Origin of the sequence: Nocardiopsis algeriensis, assembly GCF_014203695.1 — a bacterium.
GTDB lineage: Bacteria > Actinomycetota > Actinomycetes > Streptosporangiales > Streptosporangiaceae > Nocardiopsis > Nocardiopsis algeriensis.
On record NZ_JACHJO010000003.1, the window covers coordinates 1 to 17,084 of the forward strand.

The following is a 17,084-nucleotide window of genomic DNA, read 5'->3' on the forward strand; positions in this document are numbered from 1 at the left end:
CGCGTTCGCGCAGCTCATCGGGGTACTTCCTCGGTGCTGCCATGACTCTCATCCTTCCCAGGAATGAAAGCCTCCATCAGACCCGGCACGAAACAACTGAAGGGCCGTGGCATGCTCTGGCCGTGGCGATCAAACTCAACCGTGCGGTCCTGGCCCACCGGCATCTCCCGACACCACCTGGCCGCACTTGTCGAAGAACTGGCCCAACCCTGGGAGACAGCGGTTGAAGACCACCGGTACCGGGTCCGGGACAGGGTGAGAAAACGGGCTGCCGGCGCCGGCGCCCGGCACCGGTCGGTCTTCGTCGATCACCTGGTGGTCACCCTGGTCCACCCGCGCCACGACCTGCCCCACACCGTCCTGGGCCTGCTCTGTGAGGCAGATCGGTCCACCATCACACGAGCCGTGGGCCAGATCCGGGCCCTGTTGGCCGAGCGCGGGTGCGCGATCCAGGACCGTCCGGGGGTGCGTCTGCGCACCCTGGAGGACGTGTTCTCCTACACCTGGGTCGAAGGGGCCGCACTGCGATTCGCTTCCGGTGATGTCCTCGCCTTCCTCTGGGGAAACCCTCAGCTCCTGGTACCGGCTTTCGAAGGCTGTCGCTACCCCGGCGTACGGCCGCCGGAAGTTGCGGCCGGGATTTCGGATCCTCGGTTTTCGAAGGAGAGCGGTGTGGGGTTGGACGAACGAGTCGAGGCCCTGCTCATCAGGACCAGGGCTCCCTGGCGCAAGTACCCGCGCCAGGAGCAGGAGTGGGAGCTGATCGAGATGCTGCTCGGACAGCGCCTACCGGCGGACTTCAAGATGCTGTCGGACCGCTGCCAGGAGCTGAGGGTGGGGAACCTGGAGGTGTACATCCCCCGGCTGGAGGAGGTGTCCTTCCCCGTGGGCTCACCCGCGCGGCTGAACCTGCGCACACGGCTGGAACAGGAGATCTCGGCGACCACCGACGGCAGGGCCCTGATGGAAGGGGAATCCAGGCCCGCGGAGGCGATGCGCACAAGCCTGGAAGAGCCGGGGCAGGTGGTGCTGGAGGACGCGGACAGCGGCGAGCGCTCTGTGTTCTCGATGGCTCCGGGCCGCTTCGAGCTCGTACCGTGGGGGACCCACCCCTCCGGGGCGGTGGGCTACTGGCACGCGGTGGGAGACCCGGACGACTGGCCCGTGGTGGTCTCCTACGGCTGGGCCCTGTGGCGCGAGGGGTGCTCCCTGGTGGACTACCTCCTACGGGCACTCGACTGCGGAATACCGCTGCCCTGGCTGGTCGAGGACACGCTCTGACAGCACCAGAACGGACGGCACCGATGCTCTGCCGCATGAGTCGCACAACGGGAGGCTGCGGGTCTCTTGTGGACGGAGCCGACCACCCATCGGAGCAAAAATCCCTTGGCTCGGTTATTGGAGCCTGATGCGGTGGGGATGGTCGTTCGATCGGGGGCAGTGGTAGACGCACAGAAAGTTTCCGCGCCCGAGCGTGAGGTCGATCGGGCCGTTCTCCGGATTGTCGATCTGGAACAGGTGCTCCAGCTCGGCACCGCATTCGCAGGCCATCGGCAACGGAGCGGTGGGGCCGTAGGAGGGATAGCCGCCGAACTTCATCCCCTCACGCGCTCCCATGTGGTCCACGTAGGTGAGCCAGGGGATGGCGGTGGAGCCGAGGGGTATCTCGTTTCCCCACGCTTCTGCGTCCTCGTCGATGAGGTGGACCGTTTCCTCAGGCAGGTCGACGATGCAGGGATGGTCCTCCACGGCCTCGATGGTCAGCTCGCACGCCGGCAGCCCCTCGTAGTAACTCGTGACGGTATGGGGTCGGGGCTGCTCGTCCGCGACGTTGGTGATGTCGATGGTGGAGCGCCAGCGGACGACCAGGGAAGGGCCCCAGTGGAGGCCGAAGGCGTCAGGAGGGTCGGGGTGGTCGTTGGGGCACCACAGGACTTGGAGGAGGTCGGCTCCGCCGGGGAGGGTGTGACCGTCGGGCAGGTCGCGGGCGAACAGTTGAAGGACGGGTTGGAGGAAGAGCGGGTCGTCGAAGTGGACGTCGCCGTTCTCGGGCGGGGCTCCGTCGATGTGGTGGCCGAGGGAGCATGTGGGCCAGGGTTCGTCTTCGGGCCACAGGAGCGGTCCGCCGATGGAACTGTTTCCGGGGCCCGGGTCCCCCAGGCGGGGGTGGAACAGAAGCGCGGGTTTCGCATGCTCGTGTAGTTCAGGGAATGCGTCGAGGATCTGGTCGCGCATCGTTGCGGGGCCTGGGCGAGACATGGCAGGGCCTCGATCATGGGAGTCGGTCGCTGTTTCAGGGCAGGGTAGTGCCGGCGGGTGACAAGCCTGGTGTTCGGACGGGGCGATGCCCGTAGCGGGGTGTTCTGGGTGGCTGATGCGCTCGGTCGGCCCGGCAAGGGGTGCTGGGGGCGGACACGGAGCACCCGGGGGCGGGCACGCAAGGCCATGGGATGGCAAAGTGTTCCGGAAGTGGGGACCGCCTTGTACCGGGGAGCGCGTATGGAACACACATCGACCCGGAACGCCGAGAGGGCCTCGTGCGAGGTTCTTGTGCAATCCCTGTGAACCGGGGTTGTGTGGCGCACCCAGCTCGACACAATATGAATCTTCAGCCTGTGATCGAGGGGCCAGAGATCGAACTCCTTCCTGCTCACGCGAAGGTGCGCAGGGACGGGTACCGCGGTTCGCGGGATGAGCGTTCGGGTGCGGGGGAGTGAGTGCGGTGGTGTCCTACTCGCACATGTACGCACTCGCCCTGCGCCACGGCGAACCCGAATGGCGCGCCGCCCTGTCCCCGTTCTCGGTGGGCGGCATGATCGTCGGCGCCTCCATGACCCTGTTGGGCGACGCCCGCCATGGCCGTCGGGGCGGTCTGCTGCCCTGGACTCTGCTCGCCCTCGGCACCATTTGCCCCACTATGTTGTGTTGACACCGGGCGAGGCCGAAGATAGGCCCACATCGCTGATCCAGTACGGTGCGGACATGCCGCGCTGATTTCTTTTCAAGATCTGACAATCGTGCGAAGCGGCCTGCCCCTCGATCAAGGCCCGCCGAACGAAAGGCTGGTGCACAGGGTGTCCATCCCTGCCACCGACGAAGTGGTGCACCCTGGGAAGAGCAGCCCGATGGCCTTGCTCAAGGCTCGGAGGGAATGGATTTTCTTCGGCACCCTGTGGAAGTCCCACCCGAGGCTGACCGCGATGTGGTGGGCTCTGATCCTGTGCCAGGGAGTTCTTCCCGCCGGCTTCGTTGTGGCCGTGGGACAGCTGGTCGGCGCCGTCGCCAACGGTACCCCGTTGCTGACACCGCTGCTCCTGATGGGCGTGGTCTTCGTCCTGATGCAGCTTCTGACACCCCTGCACAACCAGATCGGCTCCCTCCTGGGGGAACACGTCTCCGACCGTCTGCACGATCGCCTGCTCGTCGCGGCGGGTGCCCCCGAGGGCGTCGCGCACCTGGAGAACCGCGAGCACATGGACGAGCTGACCGCCGCTCGGGACTTCGACCTCGGGATGACCGGTCCGCCCCTGCACATGTCGATGGGTTTCATTGCGGGCGGCCTGGTCGAGGTGATCTCGGGCCTGGCGCATGCGGTGGTCCTGGCCGCCTACGCCTGGTGGGCACCGCTCCTGGTGGGAGGCGCCTGGCTCTCCACACACTGGCTGCTCCGTGAGAGTACCCAGTGGGACCGCAACACGGGGGAGGTCCTCGACGCCCAACGTCGAGCCGAGTACTCCTACAGGCTGGCCGTGGACTCTCCCGCAGCCAAGGAGATCCGGCTCTTCGGCCTCGCGAGCTGGCTGACGGACCGTTTCGCCTCGGAACGCAGGACTCTCGTCGAACTGCGGTGGCACACAACCCGGCTGCGGCAGAAGCCGATGCGCTGGGCAGTGGCGGTACTGACGATCTCAGGAGGACTGTTCTTCTGGTTCCTGGGACGAGACGCCGCCTCGGGCGCCATCGGCCTGGGTGAGGCGAGCACCTTCGCCTACGCGGCGGTGGGAGCCAGCGCGATCGCCTTCGGAGGCCTGAACTGGGCTCTCTCCCTGGCCTCGGACGGAGTCGCGGCGGTGTTGCGCGTGGAGAGGACGATGTCGTCGGGCACCGCGGCTCACAGCGTGGTCTCCGGACAGACCCCGGCCGAGGGCATGCCCGCGGCGGAGATCAGGTTCCGCGACGTGACCTTCGCCTATCCGGGCATGTCCGCACCCGTCCTCGACGGCCTCGACCTCACCATTCCCGCCGGCGGTTCGCTGGCGGTCGTCGGTGTCAACGGCGCGGGAAAGTCAACCTTGGTCAAGCTCCTGTGCCGCCTCTACGACCCGCTCTCGGGAACGATCGAGGTGGACGGCACGGACCTCAGGGACCTGGACCTGGGATCGTGGCGCCGCCGGATCACCGCGATCTTCCAGGACTTCATCCGCTACGAGCTCTCGCTCAGGGACAATGTGGCTCCTTCCGAAGCCACTTCCGACGATGTCCTCCAAGCCCTGACGACCGCCGGCGCAGCGGACCTGCGCGATCTCGACAAGATCCTCTCCCCAGGCTACGAGAACGGCACCGACCTGTCCGGAGGACAGTGGCAGCGCGTCGCACTGGCCAGGGTCCTGTACTCCGTGAGCCGAGGAGCCGGAGTGGTCGTCCTCGACGAGCCCACAGCCCAGTTGGACGTACGCGGCGAGGCCGAGGTCTTCGACCGCGTACTGGAGGCCACCCGGGGGTGCACGACCGTCCTCATCTCCCACCGCTTCTCCACGGTCCGGCGCGCCGACCGGATCTGCGTCGTGGACCAGGGCAGGGTCGTGGAACTCGGAAGCCACGACGAACTCATGGCTCTCGGGGGCACCTACAAGCGGCTCTTCGAACTCCAGGCCACGCGGTTCAACGAAGAACAGGACGGAGCCGACCGTGCCCGCTGAAGACCACCCCCTGCCCTCGTCCTGGCGGGGCTTGGACCGCACGCTGCGCCTCGGCTGGACGGCCTCCCCGGGGCTCATCGCCGTCGCGTTCGTGACGACGGTCGGTGCTGCCCTCCCCGACGTCCTGATCGCCGCCGCCCTGGCGATGCTCGCGGACGCGGTGCTCTCCGGGGAACAGCTCGGCGTGGTCACCGCCTCCGTGCTCCTGGGCGTGCTGGCGGTCATGAGCTGGCTGCTGCGCCTGCTGAGCGAGAGAGCCAACCGTCGCTTCGCCGACCGCACCGCGGTGTTCATGGAAGCGCACGTGGTCCGGCTCCAGAGCGGCATCCCCTCCCTGGAGCACCACGAACGCCCCTCCTACGTCAACCGTGTCCAGCTCATCCGGGACCACGCGGACACGTTGAGCGAGGTCTACCAGTACCTGTTCCAGGCGGTCGGCGCGATCCTGCGCCTGATCCTGACCGTGGCACTGCTGATGACCATCCACCCCCTGTTGGGCCTGCTGGGTCTGTTCGCAGTGCCCACCGCCGTGGTCTCCCACTGGCGCGGAGGGGTGGAGCACGCCCTGGAGGAAAGGGTCGGACACCACGAGCGCCTGGCACGCCACTTCTTCCTGCTGGGCACGAACGCCTCCCCCGGACGTGAACTCCGTGTCGGCCGCGCCAGAGAACGGGTCCGCCAAGGGCGCCACCGGGCATGGGCCGCACGGCACCATGCCATGGCCCGGGCCCGCTGGACGACCACGGCGTGGCAGTCGGCAGCCCTCACAGTCTTCAGCTGCGCCTTCCTGGGCTCCGTCGCCGGAGTGGCACTGGGCGACGGTTCGGCGGCCGAGGTCGTCCTGCTCCTCACCGCCGGCAGCCGTCTGGCCCAGTACATCGGCCAGACGCTCAGCCAGGTCCATTTCCTCCGCACGATCTGGCTGGAGGGAGGGCGCCGTCTGCTGTGGCTGGAGGAACTGTCCTCCATCTCGGCCGAGCGGAGCCCGGCCTCTCCGCCGGAACGCATACGCTCCGGCATCACCCTGGACAGGGTCTCGTTCACCTACCCCGGGACGGATCGGCGCGTTCTGAACGATGTCACGCTCCACCTGCCGGCAGGGGCCGTGGTGGCTGTCGTTGGCGAGAACGGGGCAGGGAAGTCCACGCTGGTCAAGCTCCTGGCGAAGATGTACGAACCCGACTCCGGACGAATCCTGGTCGACGACGTCTCTCTGGCCGACATGCCGGCCGACGCGTGGCGGGAACGGCTCTCGGGTACCTTCCAGGACTTCGCGCGCTTCGAGTACCCGCTGCGGTTGTCCATAGGGGTAGGCGATCTGGCCAGGGCCGAGGACGAGGAGGCCGTCGAACGGGCGGTGGAACGGGCCGACGCCCACACCCTGGTCGACCGACTCGACCGTGGGCTGGACACCCAGCTCGGCAACACCTGGGCCGAGGGAGCCGAGCTGTCCCAGGGGCAGTGGCAGAAGGTCGCGCTCGCCCGCGGTTACATGCGCGACCAGCCTCTGCTCCTGCTTCTGGACGAACCCGCCTCCGCCCTGGACGCCGAGACCGAGCACCTGCTGTTCGAACAGTACGCGGAGCGCGTCAGAGCTCTCAAAGACCGAGACCTCATCACGCTCCTGGTCTCCCACCGCTACTCCACCGTGCGGATGGCCGACCTCATCATCGTCATCAACGGAGCCGAAGTGTGTGAACAGGGCAGCCACGAGGAACTCCTCGCGCTGGGCGGGCGCTACGCCGAACTGTACGAGATCCAGGCCCGCGCCTACCGGATCGGGAAGTGAGCACCGTGGCTCCCTTGTCCCCTCTGGAGGAACGCCTGGGACGGCCCAGCGGCTTCGGGGCACCCGAGCGCACGGCCACACACGCCCGAGGGCCCCGTATCCTCTTCGCCGATGGTCAGTGGCGCCTGTGCGCGACCAGCGGCCTGTGGAACGCCAACATGGGTTGCGGAAACCAACGCATCGCCGAGGCGGTGGGGAAGGTCCTGATCGACCACTCTTACCTGAGCCTCTTCCGTAGCGCCCACGCTCCCGCGATCAACGCTGCCCAGGCGCTTCTCGGAGTCTGCGGAGAGGATCACTACGACCAGGTCCTCTTCACCACGTCGGGCGGTTCCGCCAACGACGCCGCCATGAAGACGGCCAGGCAGTAGGGTATGCGCGTGATTATCAGCTGGGATCTACCGTGGAAGCCTACTTCGCATTTCTCCGAGAAGTGAAGAGATGAACTCAAGTGGAAGCGGTGAGTGGCTCGAATGCTTCTTGGCGGATGTGGACATCCGTCGACTGGAGGATGTCTCCGTTCGAATTTCCCCAGGGCGCAAGCTGACGGTGCTTGATCTGCTCAAAGCATGGCACGGGCATGTTCTCAGACTTGAGGCGGAGGTCGGGCTTCCGGATTCCGGCAGAACGGTGTGGGGAGTCTGGGATTTCATTGCTGCCCTTGCGATCAGGAGTTGCTTGTCTCGGGGTATAAAAAAGTTGACCCGGATTCTCTTGAGATGCTCAAGAGGGCTCTCGGTGATGTTGACTCCAAATTTATGAAGTTCACTGAAAATGATGAATTCGAAATCGCTCTTCGTCTCGATGGGGGCGGGAGGTCGGACGATGAATGGTGGTGGGGCCGGATTCCACGTGTCGGCCCGATCCGCCGAGAAGCCGATCAAATCAAATCGGCATTTCCGGATTGATCTCCGGTGGGGCCTTGGAGGCACTCGACGGCAACGTCAACGGCCGGCCGTTGTGACAGACAGGCCGTCAGGGCCATCGTCCTGGCCAAGGGCATCGTCAAGGCCGTCGATGCTCCAGGTATTGGAGGTCGAGCCTGTGGGTGTAGACGTTGATGTGATCGTGGCCCAACAGCTCCTTGGCCCCGACGAGGCCCGAGCCCTGCTCCTGGAGCAGGGGCACAGTCCAGGGACGCAGGCCGTGGAAACGGATGGCATGCACCTTGTTTCGTGCCGAGTTCGATGGAGACCCTGGTGTGTGCTGGGACCGCCTCCGACACCCGACATGTTCAGCGCTGCCTACCGGTAGGTGGACCAGCGGGTGCTGGTGTCCCCCTGGCGGAGGGTGTCCATGCGGTGTTGCCACTGGGCGCGCAGGTCGGGGTTGGTGTTGAGGACCGGGAGGACGCTGGTGACGAGTCTGAGTTCGCGGAGTTGGCGCAGGACGGGGAATCCGGCCCAGGTGAGAACATCGAAGCCGTACTCGGCCGCGAGCGGGGTGTGGTGGTCCACGGGGTAGTCCATGCGGACCTTGCCGACCGCGGCGGGTGTCAGGTCCCATTCGCGGGGGCCGTGACTGAGGCTGTCGAAGTCGCAGATCACTGGGCCCTGGGGGCCGGGGATGAGGTTGCCCATGAACGGGTCGCCGTGCAGCACCCCGGCGGGCAGCTCGAACTCCAGGTCCTGAACCTGGAGTTGGAGGTGGTCGGTGCGCTCGGTGAGGAAGACCCGGTCGGCTTCGTTCAGTCCTTCGGCGTCGGCGATGCGGCTGCGGATGCGATCGAACGGTTCCCACGAGGGCAGCGTGAACCCCGGGGCGGGCAGGGCGTGGATGTACTGGAGGATGCGCCCGAGGTCGCCGCCGGTCGGCTCAGGCCCGGTGGAGGGCACCAGGTGCCAGAAGGTCGCCGTGGCACCGGCGGCCCGGACCGGTTGGGGAATCTCCTCGACCAACCGCACCGCCGGGGCGTCGTGCCGGGCGAGCCACCGGGCCGCCTCGATGACCACGGGGACGCGTTCGGCGACGGTGGCCGATCCGGCGATGCGCACGACCAGCCCCACCCCCGGGAGGCGGTAGACGGCGTTGTTGGTGAACTTGATCAGCTCGGCGTCATCGGCCGCACGGGAGCCGATCCCGGCTTCCTCGCACAAGGCGGCGAGGACCTCGTGGACGCGGTCGCGGGTGAGGGCGAAACGGGGGCCGGCGGAGGGGGTGGGAGTGGTGCTCATGATGCGCGAAGGGTAGCAATATCGGCGGCCAGATCGGCGGTTTCTCCTCGGGGCCGGTAGGCCAGTGCGGCCTGCTGGAGCGGGGCGAGGCGGTCGATAACGCGCACGGAGCGGACGCGGCGGGCGAGGTCGACGGCCTGCTGGCCGATGTGGACTCCTTGGTCTGGGTCGCCGTTGCGCAGGTGGGCGGTGGCCAGGGTGGTCAGCTCGAAGGCCTGGCTGCGTCCCATGTCCGGGTTGCGTGCTTCCACGGCCCGGTACAGGTGCTCGGTCGCGGCCGTGTACGTGCGGGGGGAGCGGGAGGGGAGCGCGGCGTTGACGACGCCGGACAGGGCGTCGAGGTCGGCCTCGTGGAAGAACCACACCCACGGGGCGGTGTCCGCATCAGCGCAGGCGAAGGCGTCGTGGGCCCGGGCGAGGGAGTCCAGGGAACATTTCTCGTCGTCGAGAACGGCGTAGGCCCATGCCGCGTTGGCGCACATGAGTGCCACGGTGCGCTCGCATCCGGGGTCCTGAGTGGCGATCTACTCGAGTTGCAGGGACCGGAGTGTTCGCTGGAGTTTGGTTACTGTGGTCATCCCTGTGCTTCTCCTTCCGAAGGGGCCCCTGTGTGCGGTAACTGCGGTCGTCCACGCGGCGGAGTCCGAGGAGGCTGCACCTGTATCCCGTCCTTGGTGTGGCGTGCCCCTGAGATCGTTGCTGCTGTTCGAGACCGTGATGCTCGGAGTGTGATCCGCTTCCTGCGGCACCACGTCGAGGGCCTGTCGCAGGAAGCACTGGCCCGGATGTGCGGGGTGGCGCAGAGCACGATCGCTCGGGCCGAAGCGGGCCGCGGGCTGACCGACCGACGCAAAGCCATCGAGGCCCTTCAAGGGCTCGGGGCACCGTTGAAAACGGAAGAACCTCACCTTCCTCAGCCCCGGGCTGCCAGCTCTGCCGAGTCGCCAACGCCAGAGGCGGGCATCGGTGCAGGGGATGGGGTTGACGGTTCCGCTGTTCTCGGTTCTCTGTGGCGGAATGTCGTGGAGGGCTCTACCGCCGAAGCCGTCACCGCTTTCCGGCTGGCGGACCAGCGCGCGGGTGGCGGCCATCTCTACACGCTGGTCATGCGCTACCTCTCCTCCCGGATCGGTCCTGCCCTGGTTTCGGAAAGCGGCACCCCTGCCACCTTCGTTGCCGCGGCAGGACTGACTGAGATGGCCGGATGGATGGCCCACGACGCAGGCCGCGATGACGTCGCCGCCAATCACTTCCAACGGGCGTTGAACCTTGCCCGAGCCGGAGGGACAGAAGCTCTCACCGCGCAGATCTGGGCCAGTCGCGCCCACCTGGCACTGCACCGCGACGACACCAAGAACGCGCTGCTCGCTGCCGAGCAGGCCTGGCGACACCTCGACGGTACCGAGGACACCGCCCTGCGCGGCAGGGTCCTGGCCATGCTGACCCGCGCCCACGCCGCCTGCAAAGACACGACCACTGCTCGGACTTTCCTCCGCCAGGGCGAGCACCTGCTGTCCGTGCCGGTCTCCCCGCCCACCTCGGAGTGGACCAGCCCTTTCGACCTGGCGTCGCTGGCCGGTGAGGCAGCCCGGAGCATGTGCGACCTGGGCGACCACGGCGCCGCCGCCGAACACGCCCACCACGCCCTGAGCCTGCGTTCCCCCGAAAGGGTACGGGCCCGCTTGCTCGCCTCTTTGACCTTGGCCCAAGCCCTGATCGGTCAACGCAAAGCAGAGGAGGCAGCCGGGCTCGTCGCCGAAGCGGGCACTGTGACCACCGAGGTCGGATCGGCCGTGGCCGGCGCCCGCTTCCAGGAGGTACGTGCGGCGTTGGCCTCTTATCGCAACGTTCCCGCAGTCGCTACCGTGCTGTCTCAGACGGGGAAAGCTCCACACGGGTCGCCGGCACAGGCCTCGCACCGGAGCGGACGAACGGACGAAGGGGCACACGATGGCTGACGGCGACAGAGGAGAGGAACCCCTCTACGTTCGCGATCCTGCGGCCTGGCGTCGCACACTGGCCGAGGGCAACCGGTTCCAGGCCCGCAAGCGCGTCGCCGCCAAAGTCGTCCTGCACGACGGACAGGGCCGCCTGCTACTGGTCGATCCCACCTACAAACCCTTCTGGGACCTCCCCGGAGGCATGGCCGAGGCCAACGAGCCCCCTCATGAGGCTGCCCTGCGCGAGGTGCGCGAGGAACTCGGTCTGGACCTCGTTCCAGGGGACCTGCTGTGCGTGGAGTGGACGCCACCCCGGGATCCCTGGGACGACCTGCTCATGTTCGTCTTCGATGGCGGAACGCTGACACCCGAGCGCGCAGAGAACCTGCACCCGGTGGATCCCGAGGTCGGCGCCATCGGATGGTTCACCCCCGAGGAGGCGTCCCAGCGCCTTCGTGAAGATGTCTGGGCCCGTACCCGTCAGGCCCTGCTCGCTTTGGAGAACAAGACCACCGTCTATCTCGCCCCCGACAGGTGAGCACCTCCGCCACCGGGTTCGATCCGACCGGCGGTCCGTACTCCAGCTGCGCTGATCAGGTCATCGCCCCACACGAGACCCCCTGAATCGAACACCGCGCATAAATCGAACACGCAGAATATGCGCGTGCGCATAGGTCGCCACCCTCCGGCGCGGGACACTGCAACCGTCCTTGTCCCGCCGAACGGCACGGCTCCCGTGGCCGGCCGTCGGCAGCCGCCGATCGTTGGGAGACCCTGTGTCCGCCACCTCCACGACCGATACGACCCGGGCGCGCGAGGCGATGGTCGACGCCATCGCCGCCGACCACGCCCGGCTCGGACAGCCACCCCTGTCCCCGGCTGTGGAGCGGGCGCTGCGGACCGTACCCCGGCACAGGTTCCTGCCCGGGCTCCCTACCGCCGAGGCCTACGACCACGAACAGGCCGTGGTCACCAAAGAGGAGAACGGGCTGGCCCTCAGCTCGGTCTCGGCACCCTCGATCATCGCGACCATGCTGCACCGGGCCGACCTGGGCCGGGGGCAGCACGTCCTGGAGATCGGCTCCGGCGGCTACAACGCTGCCCTGATCCGCGAACTTGTCGGCCCCTTCGGCCAGGTCACCTCCATCGACATCGACTCCGACGTCATCGTCCGAGCCGAAGAGCTCCTGGCCGACGCCGCGGCCGAAGGAGTGCACCTGGCGGTCGCCGACGGAGAGCACGGCTTCGCTGCCCGCGCCCCGTTCGACCGCATCATCGTCACCGCCGGGGCGTGGGACCTGCCCCCCCGCCTGGGACACCCAGCTCGCCCCCGACGGGCGCCTGGTCGTCCCGATGCGGATACGCGGACTCACCCGCTGCCTCACCCTGGAACGTACCGCCGCCCACGGGCACTGGCGAGCCGTGGCCGTGGACCCCTGCGGGTTCGTCCGCATGCAGGGCGCAGGTGAGTACTGGGAGCCTATGCCCCTGCTTCACGAACCCGACGGTGCCCAGGTGGGCCTGCGCCTGGAGGACGGGCCGCAACCCGACATCGAGGCGCTGCGCACCGCCCTCACCACCGACCCCGCCGAGTCCTGGTCCGGGGTGACGGTCGGAGCCGAGGAGGCCACCGACGGCCTGGACCTGTTCTTGGCCTCGGTGGCCGATGGCTGGGCGCTGCTGACCGCCCAGCGCGGGGCCATCCAGGCCGGGCTGATCCGCCCCATCGTCCTCACCGGTACGCCGGCCCTGGTCGACAACGACGGAGCGAGCTTCGCCTACCGCGTTCTGCGCAAGATCTCCGGCCAGGAGAGGTGGGAGTTCGGTGCTGTCGGCCATGGCCCCCACGCCACCCCGGTCGCCCGGCAACTGACCGATCTGATCAGCCGGTGGGACCGCAACCACCGCGGTGGCCCCGGCCCGCACATCGAGCTGCTGCCCACCTCCATTCCCACCACCGACCTGCCCCCAGGGCGGGTCGTGCCCAAACGACACACCCACACGGTCCTGACCTGGGACCGTAGGCCCTCGAGTGACACCTAAGGAGCCCCTTGATGAGCACCCTCATCGTCGACCGCACCAGCACCGGTTTGGTGCCCCTCGGACGTGACCGCGCTCTGCGCACCACGGCGACCGATCCGTTCGACCTCGACCTGCGGGTGGAGGTCCCTGTCGTGGACCAGTCCCTGTGGTCGATGACCAACGACGGCTGCGGGAAGACCTGCCAGTCCGCTTGCTCCCCGAGCTGTACCAACAACGGCTGATCCACCCCGCGCACCGGGGCGTGCCCTTTCATCCCAGCGGGGTGGGGCGCGCCCCTCTTTTCACCCCTACGACCTGGAACGGAGTACCGGTGTACGCCCCTCTCACCACGATCACCCCCTCCCTGCGCGCAGCGACCCGACCGTGGACCCGCCTTCCTCCCTGCCCCGACCCCGCCACCAGGTCACCGGCCGAGCTGCGCACCTGGATCACCGGCCTCGGTGATGACCACGAACTGATGAGGGCACTGCACATCGCCAGCCCTTCCCTGACCGAGGCCATCCGGCGCATGGCCGAGCCCGCTCCGGTGGAGGAAGCACGAGTACGACGCACCGCTTTCGCTGTGGCGCGCTATCTGCTGCGTGCCCATAGCCGGGCGACACCGTTCGGGCTGTTCGCCGGCGTCGCCCCTCTTACCTTGGGCACCGAGACCTCTGTGACCTGGTGCGGGCGTCATCAGGAAGTGCTCCGGTCCGGGCGGGCACAGGACCAGTTCCCGGAAGGCAGCGGGGGAGCGGAGCGGTCCGTGGTGCTGACACAGACCGCCCGCGTCCACGGGAATCGCCTGCGGTTGGAACACCGTCCCCACCCGCACGCCCCTGCCCAGGCCGCCGCGGTCTCACTGCGCCTGACCTCGGCCGTCTCCCTGCTGGCGGAAACGGCACATACACCGGTCCCGCTCACGCACCTGCACAAGACACTCACCGCCGCCTTCCCTGATGCCCCTGAGGAGAAGACGACCGCTCTGGTGAACCATTTCCTCGAACAACGCCTGCTCCTCAGCTCGGTGACAGCACCACCTCCACCTCAGAGCGACTTCTCCCAGGGAGGTTCGGATACAGAGGCGGTTGATGTCCGGCTCCGCGCCACCGTCACCGTTCCCCGGAACGTGGCACAGGAAGCGGCCCGCGCCGCTGCTGTTGCCGCCTGTCTGTCTCCACACCCCGAAGGTCCTCCCGCCTGGGTCGACTACCACCGGCGCTGCCTGGAGACCTACGGCCAGAACGCTCAAATCGACCTGCTCGCCCTGACCGGCCCGGCAGGCCTGGGCTACCCCTCCTCCTACCGGCACACGCGCCTTCCCGCGCTACCTCCGGCACCCGGAAAACTCGACACGGCGCTCGTGGAAGCCGCGACCACCGCTGCGCTCCACGGCCACACGGAACTGGACCTTGACGACCCGACCTGGGTGCACCTGACCGCGTCCACGCCGAAAGCCGTCCCCGCCCACGCCGAGATTCGTGCCCACCTGGCTGCCGCCTCACCGGCTGACGTGGACCAGGGCCGCTACCGGCTTTGGGTCACCGGTATTTCCAAAGGCGCAGGTACCCTCACCGGACGCTTCGCCCATCTTGACGGCATGGCCGCCACTGTTGCCGGCCCCGATCTGCCCACCCTCACCCGGGGCGCTCTCCCGGTCCAGGTGCTCGCCCCGCCCATGGCCGACACCGCCGCCCACCTGTGCAGAACACCCGCCCTTGCCCCCACCGTGCTGGCCATCGACGTTCACCCGCCCACCGGTTCCGACACCGAGGTTCTCCAGCCCGGCGACCTCGCCGTGCAGGTCGACTCCGATCACCTGCGCCTGATCCACACCCCCACCGGGCGGGTACTGGAGCCGTTCCACCCAACCGCGTTGAACGTCCTCGGCTACACCCACCCCCTGGCCCGATTCGTCACCGAACTACCGCGTGCACGCACCGCCCTCTACCTGACCTGCAATCCCTGGCCCGAACTGCTGCTCCACGTGCCGTTCCTGCCGCGGCTGCGCGCCGGCCGCACCGTCCTGACTCCGGCCCGCTGGCGTCTGACCCCCGCCACCTGGCCGACCGTCCGAACTCGCCTCCACCTGCCGCTTCCCCGTTACACAGCACTGGTCGAAGGCGAACGCCACCTGCCCTTGGACCTGAAGGCCGCCGCCCACCGCTCCCTCGTGGAGGCCCACCTCGACCGACACGGTCACGCGATCCTCGTCGAGACTCCGTCCCCCGAGGACTTCGCCTGGTGCGACGGCCACGCACACGAACTCGTCCTCCCCACCGGCACTACCGGGCCACCCACACGATCTCGGGCCGCGGTCACCGTCCGCACGGCACCGGACAGAGAGGCACTCGGAATCTCATGGGTCTCCGCGTACCTGTACGCCGACCCGTCCCTGTTCTCCCAGATCCTGGCTGAGCTTCCCGCTCTGGAACACCGTGCCGGGGAAGGATTCCGCTGCTGGTTCGTGCGCTACCGCGACCATCACGGCCCGCACTTACGGCTCCGGTTGCGCTCCGCCGACCACACCGCTCCCCACCAGGTCGTCACCTCTTGGAGCCACGACCTGGCCGATGCCGGACTTCTCCACGACCTGGCACTGCACACCTACCGTCCCGAACACGACCGCTACGGCCATGGCCCCGCCATGGAGGCTGCCGAGAACGTCTTCGTCCGCGACAGCCGCGCAGTCCTCGCTCAGCACCACACCACGTACGGCGACCCTTCCCGGAGCCGGGTTTTGGCGGCCCTGTCCCTGCTGCGCATCGCCGACGCCATGGGCGCCGACACCACCTGGATCGTCGATGCCTTGCCCCGCTTCCGAAACCCCGTCGACCGAACGTCCCTGGCCGCCGCCCGGCACCTGCTCACCCACCCCGCCGACCTCCCCGCTCCGGTCACCGCGACCTGGGACGAACGCGACTGCGCTTTGACCGCCTACCGGGAGCGGCTGGACCACCCGCTGCGGGTCGTGCCGTCCCTGTGGCACATGCACCACAACCGCGTCCACGGCCCCGACCGCGACGACGAACACGACCTGCTCGCCCTCACCCGGGCCCTCGTCCTGGCACGCCGCCATCTGGAGCCCTCCGACCATGACCGCACCTGAGAGCACCCTCACCGCCACGGACACGTCGCCTCTGTCCCTGAACGGCGGAACGCTGGGGACGGCCCTGCTGTACCTGGCCACCGGCTCACCGCCCGAGACCGTGCACACCCTCCTGCGTACAGCGCTGGCCGACGGCCCCATCGACCCAGCTGGCCGCAACACCCTGTTCCAGGGTCTGCCCGCGGTTGGCTTCGTGCTCTCCCTGACCCCTCCCGGGGATTACCGCGGTGCCCGCGCCACAGTTCGCGAGCACCTGATCGCCCTCACCCGGCACCGATTGGCCGCCGCGACCCGGCGCATCGAGGACCGCCGACCTACCTCCTTCGCCGAGTACGACCTCATCACCGGACTCACCGGTATCGGCGTCGCCCTCGGCAGCATCGACCCTGACGGTGACCTTCTTGACGACGTCCTGCGCTACCTGGTGCGGCTCACCCGCCCGGTCCGCCACGAGCACCGCGAGCGACCCGGCTGGTGGGTCCGCCACGGACCTCGTGCACACCCGGACCCGGACTTCCCCGAAGGGCACACCAATTTGGGTGTGGCCCACGGCATCAGCGGAGTACTGGGCCTTCTCGCCCTCACCCACCGGAACGGACGCACTGTCGACGGACACACCGAAGCGATGGAACGGCTGTGCGCCGAGCTGGACGAACATGAACACCATGACGGCGAACGCACCTGGTGGCCCGGATGGGTCGCCACCGGTCACCCCGCGCCCCTCACCAGACCAGGCACGCCCTCCTGGTGCTACGGCACTCCGGGCATCGCCCGAACCCAGCAACTCGCGGCCCTGGCCCTCCAGGACACCACCCGCCGCCTCCACACCGAACAGGTCATGGACACCTGCCTGTCCGACCCCGACATCGTGAAGCACTTCATCGACGGCGGCCTGTGCCACGGCCCCGCCGGGGTCCTCCAAGTCCTCTACCGCATGTCCGAAGACCAACCCACAGCCCCAACGGGCCAGCGGCTGGACCGACATCTGACGAGCATGCGCGCACACGCCGCAGCCCCGTTCCCTCACCGGGAATCGGGGCTGCTGGAAGGAAAGGAAGGGACCACCATGGCGCTGGCGGGCAGAGAACCGACCCAGGCCTGGGACCGCTGCCTACTCCTCGTCTGAACACG

16 protein-coding genes are annotated in these 17,084 nt (G+C 68.2%); 12 read left to right on the top strand and 4 right to left on the bottom strand.

The window, feature by feature from the left end; translation table 11 throughout:
- The first annotated feature begins 678 nt into the window (after positions 1-678).
- The gene (locus FHS13_RS04560) at positions 679-1,281 is read left to right on the top strand and encodes a hypothetical protein (RefSeq protein ID WP_184288035.1); all 603 of its coding nucleotides are present in this window, start codon (positions 679-681) and stop codon (positions 1,279-1,281) included.
- A 114-nt stretch (positions 1,282-1,395) separates the two neighbouring features.
- Here FHS13_RS04560 and FHS13_RS04565 read toward each other — a convergent pair whose 3' ends face one another.
- Positions 1,396-2,235: a hypothetical protein gene (locus FHS13_RS04565; RefSeq protein ID WP_184288038.1), complete on the bottom strand. Its 840-nt coding sequence runs from the start codon at positions 2,233-2,235 to the stop codon at positions 1,396-1,398.
- 478 nt (positions 2,236-2,713) lie between these two features.
- Here FHS13_RS04565 and FHS13_RS04570 point away from each other — a divergent pair, with 478 nt between their 5' ends.
- From FHS13_RS04570 to FHS13_RS04585, 4 genes are all read left to right on the top strand, one after another.
- A complete protein-coding gene (locus tag FHS13_RS04570; RefSeq protein ID WP_343064902.1) occupies positions 2,714-2,929 on the top strand; it encodes a DUF2637 domain-containing protein in 216 nt (71 codons plus the stop codon).
- Between the two features lie 196 nt (positions 2,930-3,125).
- A complete protein-coding gene (locus FHS13_RS04575; protein ID WP_184288041.1) occupies positions 3,126-4,919 on the top strand; it encodes an ABC transporter ATP-binding protein in 1,794 nt (597 codons plus the stop codon).
- Positions 4,909-6,708, top strand: a complete 1,800-nt coding sequence (locus FHS13_RS04580) for an ATP-binding cassette domain-containing protein (protein WP_184288044.1) — start codon at positions 4,909-4,911, stop codon at positions 6,706-6,708. Before FHS13_RS04575 ends, FHS13_RS04580 begins: the two co-directional genes overlap by 11 nt.
- Before the next feature lie 14 nt (positions 6,709-6,722).
- Positions 6,723-7,079: an aminotransferase class III-fold pyridoxal phosphate-dependent enzyme gene (locus FHS13_RS04585; protein ID WP_184288047.1), complete on the top strand. Its 357-nt coding sequence runs from the start codon at positions 6,723-6,725 to the stop codon at positions 7,077-7,079.
- Positions 7,080-7,713: 634 nt separating this feature from the next.
- Here the strand turns inward: FHS13_RS04585 and FHS13_RS04590 are convergent.
- The 3 genes from FHS13_RS04590 to FHS13_RS04600 form a co-directional block, all read right to left on the bottom strand.
- Positions 7,714-7,875 carry a hypothetical protein gene (locus FHS13_RS04590; protein WP_184288050.1) on the bottom strand — a complete coding sequence of 54 codons (162 nt, stop codon included), beginning with the start codon at positions 7,873-7,875 and terminating at the stop codon, positions 7,714-7,716.
- 77 nt (positions 7,876-7,952) lie between these two features.
- Positions 7,953-8,882: a phosphotransferase gene (locus tag FHS13_RS04595; protein ID WP_184288053.1), complete on the bottom strand. Its 930-nt coding sequence runs from the start codon at positions 8,880-8,882 to the stop codon at positions 7,953-7,955.
- On the bottom strand, positions 8,879-9,406 hold the full coding sequence (locus tag FHS13_RS04600) for an NsdA family TPR-like regulatory protein (protein WP_484549404.1): 528 nt from the start codon (positions 9,404-9,406) through the stop codon (positions 8,879-8,881). The genes FHS13_RS04595 and FHS13_RS04600 overlap by 4 nt, the downstream gene beginning before the upstream one ends.
- 204 nt (positions 9,407-9,610) lie before the next feature.
- On the opposite strand from FHS13_RS04600, the gene FHS13_RS21270 reads away from it, so the two are divergent.
- From FHS13_RS21270 to FHS13_RS04630, 7 genes are all read left to right on the top strand, one after another.
- Positions 9,611-10,840 carry a helix-turn-helix domain-containing protein gene (locus FHS13_RS21270; RefSeq protein WP_343064903.1) on the top strand — a complete coding sequence of 410 codons (1,230 nt, stop codon included), beginning with the start codon at positions 9,611-9,613 and terminating at the stop codon, positions 10,838-10,840.
- Complete coding sequence (locus tag FHS13_RS04610) at positions 10,833-11,360, top strand: NUDIX domain-containing protein (protein ID WP_184288062.1); 528 nt, start codon at positions 10,833-10,835, stop codon at positions 11,358-11,360. The genes FHS13_RS21270 and FHS13_RS04610 overlap by 8 nt, the downstream gene beginning before the upstream one ends.
- Before the next feature lie 238 nt (positions 11,361-11,598).
- A complete protein-coding gene (locus tag FHS13_RS21275) occupies positions 11,599-12,291 on the top strand; it encodes a class I SAM-dependent methyltransferase (protein WP_343064904.1) in 693 nt (230 codons plus the stop codon).
- A gap of 13 nt (positions 12,292-12,304) precedes the next feature.
- Complete coding sequence (locus FHS13_RS21280) at positions 12,305-12,865, top strand: class I SAM-dependent methyltransferase (protein ID WP_246404564.1); 561 nt, start codon at positions 12,305-12,307, stop codon at positions 12,863-12,865.
- A gap of 11 nt (positions 12,866-12,876) precedes the next feature.
- Positions 12,877-13,086: an FxLD family lanthipeptide gene (locus FHS13_RS04620; protein WP_184288064.1), complete on the top strand. Its 210-nt coding sequence runs from the start codon at positions 12,877-12,879 to the stop codon at positions 13,084-13,086.
- Between the two features lie 89 nt (positions 13,087-13,175).
- Positions 13,176-15,953, top strand: coding sequence for a lantibiotic dehydratase (locus FHS13_RS04625; protein ID WP_343064905.1), 2,778 nt, complete (start codon positions 13,176-13,178; stop codon positions 15,951-15,953).
- Positions 15,940-17,079, top strand: a complete 1,140-nt coding sequence (locus FHS13_RS04630) for a lanthionine synthetase C family protein (protein ID WP_184288067.1) — start codon at positions 15,940-15,942, stop codon at positions 17,077-17,079. The genes FHS13_RS04625 and FHS13_RS04630 overlap by 14 nt, the downstream gene beginning before the upstream one ends.
- The last annotated feature ends 5 nt before the right edge of the window (positions 17,080-17,084 follow it).

Excerpts from the sequence above, each read along its gene's own strand:
- FHS13_RS04620 (WP_184288064.1), top strand. The coding sequence starts at position 12,877 with ATGAGCACCCTCATCGTCGACCGCACCAGCACCGGTTTGGTGCCCCTC.
- FHS13_RS04595 (WP_184288053.1), bottom strand. The coding sequence starts at position 8,882 with ATGAGCACCACTCCCACCCCCTCCGCCGGCCCCCGTTTCGCCCTCACC.
- FHS13_RS04565 (WP_184288038.1), bottom strand. The coding sequence starts at position 2,235 with ATGCGCGACCAGATCCTCGACGCATTCCCTGAACTACACGAGCATGCG.
- FHS13_RS04630 (WP_184288067.1), top strand. The coding sequence starts at position 15,940 with ATGACCGCACCTGAGAGCACCCTCACCGCCACGGACACGTCGCCTCTG.
- FHS13_RS21280 (WP_246404564.1), top strand. The coding sequence starts at position 12,305 with ATGCCCCTGCTTCACGAACCCGACGGTGCCCAGGTGGGCCTGCGCCTG.
- FHS13_RS04610 (WP_184288062.1), top strand. The coding sequence starts at position 10,833 with ATGGCTGACGGCGACAGAGGAGAGGAACCCCTCTACGTTCGCGATCCT.
- FHS13_RS04575 (WP_184288041.1), top strand. The coding sequence starts at position 3,126 with ATGGCCTTGCTCAAGGCTCGGAGGGAATGGATTTTCTTCGGCACCCTG.